The 7,098-nt window shown below is 71.0% G+C and carries 6 protein-coding genes; 4 read left to right on the forward strand and 2 right to left on the reverse strand.

Annotated elements, in window-relative coordinates:
- Positions 1-29: 29 nt before the first annotated feature.
- Complete coding sequence (locus NP777_RS17870; protein WP_256651130.1) at positions 30-1,244, reverse strand: RNA-guided endonuclease InsQ/TnpB family protein; 1,215 nt, start codon at positions 1,242-1,244, stop codon at positions 30-32.
- Positions 1,245-1,292: 48 nt separating this feature from the next.
- Here NP777_RS17870 and tnpA point away from each other — a divergent pair, with 48 nt between their 5' ends.
- From tnpA to NP777_RS17890, 4 genes are all read left to right on the forward strand, one after another.
- Complete coding sequence (gene tnpA / locus NP777_RS17875; protein WP_256651131.1) at positions 1,293-1,721, forward strand: IS200/IS605 family transposase; 429 nt, start codon at positions 1,293-1,295, stop codon at positions 1,719-1,721.
- 103 nt (positions 1,722-1,824) lie between these two features.
- Positions 1,825-3,135, forward strand: coding sequence for an amidase (locus NP777_RS17880; protein ID WP_256651132.1), 1,311 nt, complete (start codon positions 1,825-1,827; stop codon positions 3,133-3,135).
- Positions 3,136-3,192: 57 nt separating this feature from the next.
- The gene (locus NP777_RS17885) at positions 3,193-3,480 is read left to right on the forward strand and encodes a hypothetical protein (protein ID WP_256651133.1); all 288 of its coding nucleotides are present in this window, start codon (positions 3,193-3,195) and stop codon (positions 3,478-3,480) included.
- A 91-nt stretch (positions 3,481-3,571) separates the two neighbouring features.
- Positions 3,572-4,027 (forward strand): peroxiredoxin, encoded by a 456-nt coding sequence (locus NP777_RS17890; protein WP_256651134.1) that lies wholly within the window; start codon positions 3,572-3,574, stop codon positions 4,025-4,027.
- 149 nt (positions 4,028-4,176) lie between these two features.
- Here the strand turns inward: NP777_RS17890 and NP777_RS17895 are convergent, their stop codons facing one another.
- On the reverse strand, positions 4,177-7,095 hold the full coding sequence (locus tag NP777_RS17895; RefSeq protein WP_256651155.1) for a glycoside hydrolase family 2 TIM barrel-domain containing protein: 2,919 nt from the start codon (positions 7,093-7,095) through the stop codon (positions 4,177-4,179).
- Positions 7,096-7,098: the final 3 nt, after the last annotated feature.

Genomic DNA, 7,098 nt, shown 5'->3' on the forward strand with positions numbered 1-7,098 from the left:
CTCCCCGGTGTGAACGCCGGGGCTTCTCGCTATGCCGGTTGGGCGTCGCGACGGACCAGCCCGGCCCGTAGAACGTTCAGGGCGCCCACCGTGTCCGCGTGCGCGCTGTGGCCGCACGAGACGCAGTGGAACTTCTCCTGGGTGGGCCGGTTCTCCGCTGAGACGTGCCCGCAGGTGGGACAGGTCCTGGAGGTGTTGCGGGGGTCCACGGCGATCAATTCTCGTCCGGCGCTTTCAGCCTTGGCGTGCAGGATCGTCAGGAACACCCCCCATCCGGCATCCGAGATCGAGCGGTTCAGCCCTGCCTTCGCGGCGGCCCCGTTAGACAGGAAGCCGCCGGGCCGGTCGGGGTCCGGCTTCGGCACGGGGACCTTGACCATATTGCGGATCTTGAGGTCTTCGTGTGCGATGACGTCGTGCTTGCTGACCAGATCGAGGGCTGTCTTGTGCGCGTGGTCCAGCCGCTGGAAACGTACCTTGCGGTGGAGTCCGGCGACCTTGTCCACGGCACCCTGGTGGTTGGCGGTGCGCTTGTCCCGGGGGACCCGGGGGAAGCGGGACAGTGCCTGCTGTGCGGCTTCGAGCTTCGCGGCGGCCTTCCGGCCGTGGCGTGGGTTGGATACGAACTCGCCGTTGGAATCGGCGAGGAAGTTGGCTATGCCCATGTCGATGCCGACCATGGAACCGGTCTGCGGAAGCGGTTCCGGCGCGGTCTGCTCGGCGGTCAGGATGACATACCAGCGCTGTCCTTCGCGCTTGACCGAGATCGTCTTGACGCGGCCCTTCACCGGCCGGTGCTGGTGGACCTTGACGTGTCCGATGCCTTGGAGGCGGACGCGGGTCACCGGGTCGTGCGGGGTGGAGTTCCAGCGGCAGCCGTCGCCGTCCTTGGGGAATTCCACTGTGTCGAACCAGTTCACCCCGCGAAAACGCGGGTAGCCGGGGGTCTCACCGGACTTGACCCGGCGGAAGAACGCGGCGAACGCCTTCCCCAGACGGCGAAGTGTGGCCTGCTGTGAGCTGAACGACCAGCGGCCCTGCCGCTGGGGGTCGCATGCCCGGATCTCCCTGAGCTGCGCGGACTGCTGCCCGTACGCGATGCTCGTCTTCGAGGCGTGCCGGTAGGCGTCGCGGCGTTCCTGCAAGGCCCCGTTGTAGAGGGAGCAGTGGTCCCGCAGCATCTCGCCGAGCGAGGCCTGCTGGCCCACGGTGGGTCGCATGAGGAACTTGTACGCACGAATCATCCGGCTCCCTCTTCGGTTGAGTTCGCCTGCCCATAATACACTTGGCGGATGTCGCCACGTTGGGAACCGAACCCCGATATCCGCCGGGGAAATCACGTCGTCCACAACCTGCATGCCCACTTGGTGTTCGTCACTAAGTACCGGCGTGAGGTCTTCAACGACGAGATGCTGACGCGCTGCGAGGCGATCATGCGGGACGTGTGCGAGAGCTTCGGCGCGGAGCTGGTCGAATTCAACGGCGAAGGCGATCACACCCACCTGCTGGTGCACTACCCGCCCAAGATCGCCCTGTCCAAGCTGGTCAACAGCCTCAAAGGTGTCAGCTCCCGCTACCTGCGCGCCGAGTACACCGGGCGGATCAACCGCATCGGCATGGGCTCGGTGTTCTGGGCCCCCTCGTACTTCGTGGGGTCATGTGGCGGCGCACCACTGAGCATCGTCAAGGACTACATCGAGAACCAGAAGCGGCCTACCTGACCGCCGCCCCGAAACGCAGGGAACTCCGGCGCTGCGCGCCTCCGAGCCGAGGATCGCATTCCCGCCCGGCCTGAAGGCCGGGATTCCCTGCGAAGATCAAGGGATGGATACCTCTTGTGCCATCGCGGCCGTGCGGACCTGTGACCGGATCGAGGCTGGGGACGGGGAGATCCGGGCCTTTGTGCCCGAGTCCGGGCGGCGGGAGCGGTTGGGGCGTGCGGCGCGGGTGGCGGATGAGCGGTGGGGGGAGGCGGACGGGCGGCCGCCGTTGTATGGGGTCATGGTGGGGGTGAAGGACATCGTGCATGTCGAGGGGCTGCCCACGGGTGCCGGGTCGGACGTGCCCGCCGAGGCGCTGGCCGGAGCGGAGGCGTCGCTGGTCGGGCGGCTGCGGGAGGCGGGGGCGCTGGTGGCGGGCAAGACCGTGACCGCCGAGTTCGCCGCGACCGCGTCCGGGCCCACGCGCAATCCGCACCATCTCGGCCACACCCCGGGCGGCTCCAGCAGTGGTTCGGCGGCGGCCGTGGCGGCGGGGATGGTGCCGCTCGCGGTCGGGACCCAGACGGTCGGTTCGATGATCCGCCCGGCGGCCTACTGCGGGGTCGTCGGCTTCAAGCCGACCCACGGGCGCATCCCCTCCGACGGCGTGATCCCCAACGCCCCGACCTTCGACACCGTGGGCCTCTTCGCCCCCGACGTGGCGACCCTCGCCCCGGCGGCGGCCGTGCTGTGCGACGGATGGCGAACGTCCGGCGAGGGCGGGGAGGGCGGCGAGGGCGGCGGGGGAGGCGGGGGCGGGGAGGCGGCGGGGCGGCGGCCGGTGCTCGGCGTTCCGCTCGGGCCGTACCTCGATCGCGCCGACGCCGAGGCCAGGAGCTCCTTCGAGAAGCGGGCCGGGCATTTGGAGGCCGCCGGGTTCACGGTCCGCCGGGTGCCCTTCCCGGACGACTTCGAACGGGTCGTGGCGGAGCAGCGGGTGATCAACCGTTATGAGCTGGCGCGGACCCACGCCGTATGGTTCCCGCGCCACGGCGAGCGGTACCGCGAGCAGACCGTCGAGGCGATCCGGGAGGGACAGCGGATGGGCGACGACGCGTACGCCGCGGCCCTGCGGGCCCGTGCCGAGTTCCGCGAGCGGCTGGTGGCCGCCATGGACCGGGACGGCATCGATCTGTGGCTCACCCCGGCGGCCACGGGCCCCGCGCCGCACGGCCTGAAGAGCACCGGCGACTCCGTGCTGAGCCTCCCGTGGAGCTACGCGGGAGCCCCTGCGCTGGCGCTGCCCGCGGGCCGGGCGGCCAATTCTCTTCCGCTGGGCGTGCAGTGCGTGGCCCGGCCGGGCGCGGATGAGCGGCTGCTGGGATGGGCCCCCGATGTGGAGTCGGTCCTCGTTGGGACGTCCGCACCCGTATGATGGGTTTCCAGTCCCGTGTACGGAGTTGGGGACGAGATGAGTGCCAGATGGTGGCTTATGCAAGGTGAGGACGAAGTCGGCGAGTTACGCCAGTACGGGGTCGACCAGCCGGTCTTTCTGTGTCACTTCACGCCGGGCCCGGCCTGGGAAGCGGCGCGGGCGCAGTTCGAGGCGTGGTCCGCGCTGCGCGGACAGGATCCCGACGGAAGCCGTACGGCCCACGTGATCCGGTCCATCATGGACCTCGGGCTGCGCTTGGTACCCACGGACGACAGTCCATCGATGGCGCTGTTCACCGAGTGCATCCTGCGCATCGACGGCCATACCGCCCGGTTGCGCTACTGACGCTCCGCCGGGTGGGGGCCTTGTTGTCACGGGGCCCCTTTTCCTGGACTGGCCGCCGACGCCCCGGGCGCGCGGCCGGTAGCGTGCCTCCATGGACATCGGTGATGTGGTCGAGGACTTCGAACTGCCGGATGAGAGCGGCACCGTCCGTTCGCTCAGCGGGCTGCTGGCGGACGGCCCGGTGGTGCTGTTCTTCTATCCGGCGGCCTTCACCCCCGGCTGTACCAAACAGGCGTGCCACTTCCGGGACATCGGGGCGGAGTTCAAGGAGCTCGGCGCCCAGCCGGTCGGGGTCAGTGCCGATTCGGTCGAGAAGCAGGCGGAGTTCGCTCATGCGTACTCCTTCGGCTATCCGCTGCTGTCGGATCCGGAGGGGACCGTGCGGGAGCGGTTCGGGGTGAAGCGCGGGATCGCGGCGGTGCCGACCAAGCGGGTCACCTTTGTGATCGATACCGATCGCAAGGTGCTGGAGATCGTCAAGAGCGAGTTCCGGATGGGCGTGCACGCGGACCGGGCGCTCGATGCCCTGCGGGGCAGGAAGGCGTAAGCCGCGTACGAGCGCGGTGCGGGCGGAGTAGCCGCGACGACCCGGGGCCGGTCGTCACGACCGGCCGCGACGACGGCCCGGGGCCGGTCGCCATGACCGACCCCTGACCGTACGAGCCCCTGACCGTACGAGTCCGGACCCTACGACCGTCAGCTCAACCGCGAGAAGGTGAACGAGAACTCGGCGGGCGCCGCGTCCAGGCGGTGCTCGGCCAGCACCCCCGGGCCGCAGGACTGGCTGCCGATGCCCTGCTGGCCATGGTCCAGGTTCACCCACACCGTCTCGTTCGACGGCTCGAGATCCGGTGTGTGCTCGGCCGCGTCGAGCTGTTCGGTGGTCCAGCGGCGCGCGGTGAACCAGAAGGCCGGCTCGCCCTCGATCCGCACCCCCGTTCCGTCGGGCCCGGTCAGCCGCACCCAGCGGACGTCGATCCGGGCGCCGTTCTCCTGCGGACGGACGTACGGCGTCTGGAGCTCGTCCACCGACAGCGCCCACCGCCCCACGCGCGCGGCGGCGCGGGTGTCCGGGTACGCCTCGCCGGGGCCGCCGCCGAACCACTCGGCGTCGCCCAGCGCGGCCGGGACCCCGAGCCGCAGGCCCAGGCGCGGCAGCGGGAACGTCCACTCGCCCTGCGGGGTGACGGAGACCGCCAGGCTCAGCCGCCCGTCCCCGTCGGCGGTCCAGCGGTAGACCGTCTCCAGGCCGATGTCCACGGCGGCGGGCGCGACGCGGGTACGCACGATCAGCGCACCGTCCGGCGTCGTCTCCACCGCGTCGGTCCGGTGCCGCATCCGGTGCAGTCCGAACTGGCGCCAGATCAGGCCCCAGCGCTCGTCCGGCTGCCAGGACGCGCCGTTGTCGTTGTCGGTGGGCGCACGCCAGATGTCCAGCCGGGGCGGTTCGGTGATGGGCAGCCCGCCGAGCGAGGTCAGGGTGCCGGTGGCCGCGTCGAAGACGCCGGGGCCGAGCACGATCCGGTCGCCGTCGCGGCGCGGCGCCGCTCCCGAGGCGGGTGTGCGGGGCCGTGTGGCGGCGGGGAGCTGGGCCCAGGCCACCGGATGGCCCGCCTCGGCCCACGCCGTCGCGGCGGCGAGCCGCGCCTCGACCGTCCACCAGGTCTCCGCCCCCGCCTCGGCGTCGGGCGGCGCCGGGAGCTTCAGTACGGCGGACTCGCCCGGGGGCAGTGGCTCCACCGCCAGCTCACCGGAGCCGATCGCCTCGCCCTCGGCCTCATAGGTCCAGGAGAAGACGAGATGGGACAGGTCGGCGAAGTCATGGCCGTTGGTGATCCGGACCGTGCCGTCGGCCCCGTCGCCCTCGATCCGCACCGGCTCGATGACCTTCTTGTACTCGATCAGACCGGGGGAGGGGGTGCGGTCGGGGAAGACCAGCCCGTCGCACACGAAGTTCCCGTCGTGCAGCTCCTCGCCGAAGTCGCCGCCGTACACGTGGTAGAAGCGGCCGTCGGGGGCGCGCCGGGTGAAGCCGTGGTCGATCCACTCCCAGACGAAACCGCCCTGGCAGCGCTCATGCTCCTGGAACAGCCGCTGGTACTCGCTCAGCCCGCCGGGGCCGTTGCCCATGGCGTGCGCGTACTCGCACTCGATGAACGGCAGCGCCCGGCGCTTCGCGTCCAGCTCCGGATCGCCCCACGGCGGCTCGGTGCGCCGGCCGATCTGGTCGACCTCCTCGTGCGGCGCGTACATCCGCGAGTAGATGTCCGTGTCGGCGCAGGACAGATCGCCCTCGTAGTGGATCACCCGGGACGGGTCGCGCTCGCGGATCCAGTCGGCCATGGCGGACAGCCCGCGCCCGGTGCCGCACTCGTTGCCCAGCGACCACATCACCACGGCCGGGTGGTTCTTGTCGCGCTCGACCATCCGCTCGGCGCGGTCGAGCAGCGCCGGGGTCCAGCGGTCGTCGTCCACCGGGTTGTTCCGCCAGTCCAGGTCGACGAAGCCATGGGTCTCCAGATCGCATTCGTCGATGACCCACAGCCCCAGCTCGTCGCAGAGCCCGAGGAAGGCCGGATGCGGCGGATAGTGGCTGGTGCGCACGGCGTTGATGTTGTGCTGCTTCATCAGCACCAGATCGCGGCGCATGGTGGCGAGGTCCACCGCCCGGCCGTTCTCGGGGTGGAACTCATGGCGGTTGACGCCGCGGAAGAGCACCCGCCGGCCGTTGACCTTGAGCAGCCCGTCCTCGACCACCACGGTACGGAAGCCCACGTGCAGCGAGACGCTCTCGCCCACGGTGGTCAGCCGCGCCTCGTACAGCCGGGGCGTCTCCGCCGTCCACGGCTCGACGGGGACGGTGGCGCTCTCCCCGGTGGCCAGGTCGAGGCCCAGTTCGGGCACGGTGACCCGGCCGCCGGGGTCGGAGTCGATCCGCAGCGTGCCCTCGCCGGTGGTGTGGTCGTACGAGGCATGGACGAAGTAGTCGTCGAGCGCGCCCTCGGGGCGGTGCTCGAGCGTCACCTCACGGAAGATCCCGGGCAGCCACCACTGGTCCTGGTCCTCGAGATAGGTTCCGGAGGACCACTGGTGGACGCGTACGGCCAGCACGTTGCCCGACGGCTGGAGCAGGCCCCCGACCGCGAACTCGTGCGGCAGCCGGCTGCCCTTGAAGGTGCCCAGTTCCTCGCCGTTGAGCCAGACCCGGGCGCAGGACTCGACGCCCTCGAAGCGCAGGACCGCGTCCCCGCCGGCCGGCCAGTCGCCCGGCAGGTCGAAGACGCGCAGATGGTCGCCGGTGGGGTTCTCGTCGGGCACGCGCGGCGGGTCCACCGGGAAGGGGTAGCGCACATTGGTGTAGATCGGCGCCCCGTGGCCGTGCAGCACCCAGTGGCCGGGCACCGGGAGCTCGTCCCAGCCGCGGGCGTCGAAGCCGGGGCGGGCGAAGGAGTCGTCCTCGGCGGTGGCGGTCGGCGACAGCCGGAACGACCACGTCCCGTTCAGGCTCAGCCGCGCGGCGTCGGAGGATGGGGTCCAGGGGCGGGGCGGCAGCGCCCCCGCGCCGGGGGAGACGTCCTCGTAGTAGGGCAGTGGCGTGTGCTGCGTGGAGCTCATCGT

It is taken from the genome of Streptomyces rugosispiralis (genome assembly GCF_024505145.1).
GTDB classification, from domain to species: Bacteria; Actinomycetota; Actinomycetes; order Streptomycetales; family Streptomycetaceae; genus Streptomyces; species Streptomyces rugosispiralis.